This window comes from Leptospira perolatii (assembly GCF_002811875.1).
Classification (GTDB): Bacteria; Spirochaetota; Leptospiria; order Leptospirales; family Leptospiraceae; genus Leptospira_B; species Leptospira_B perolatii.
Map to the genome: position 1 here is coordinate 1 of NZ_NPDZ01000042.1, position 727 is coordinate 727.

General features: G+C 41.4%; 1 protein-coding gene. It reads left to right on the forward strand.

The genetic code is table 11. The features are described 5' to 3' along the window. Positions 1–727 (forward strand): hypothetical protein (locus tag CH373_RS18710; protein ID WP_165778875.1); only part of this gene is annotated, 727 nt, incomplete at both ends.

The following is a 727-nucleotide window of genomic DNA, read 5'->3' on the forward strand; positions in this document are numbered from 1 at the left end:
AGGACTCAGACCTTTTATAACGAAAGTTTAAAGAAGATATTAGAATTCGAGAAATTAAAAGAAAATAAAGTACTCCTGGAGAATGTAATCGGTGGAGACGGGACTCTTTCCCAAAAAATAGATTCACTACTCTCCGGATCGAATTTGAACGTATTGTACGGAAACGATCTTTCCGTACAGATCCGTGCAAATCTGACCAACTTGCAAAAGGGCCTAGTCAATCTGGACAAGCCGGTTAACGACTCTGTGGAAGTATTTAACACACAGGTGAGTGCTCTTCACAATGCTTCGAATGCATTCCAAAGCGATGCTCTCGACCAAAAGAAAGCAGACTTGGTCAAGTATTTGGATCGAATGAAGTCTCTCCAAAGTTCTTTGCTTGGAACGAACTCTTTTGACACTTCTTATATCGACAAGGACCGTATAGATCAAGGGATTCAGTATCTAGAAAGTCTGGTAGGCAATTGGAATTCGAATATCGGTACTTTGAAAGACGGACTGGAAGATTTGTCCGAAGATAGCCAGGACTTTTTGGACTATGGGACTGCGAATGCTAGCAAGAAGGGAACTGTAGAGTATTCGAATGAGATGCTTTCTTTGGGCGGAGTTCTGCAGAAGAGTGCACTAAAAGTCGGAGGATTCCAAACTTATTTAACAGAAATTCAGAATACAACTTCTTATTTGGATGCGGTCTTTTTGGATTCCTTCCAGATCGCGGATGCAACGA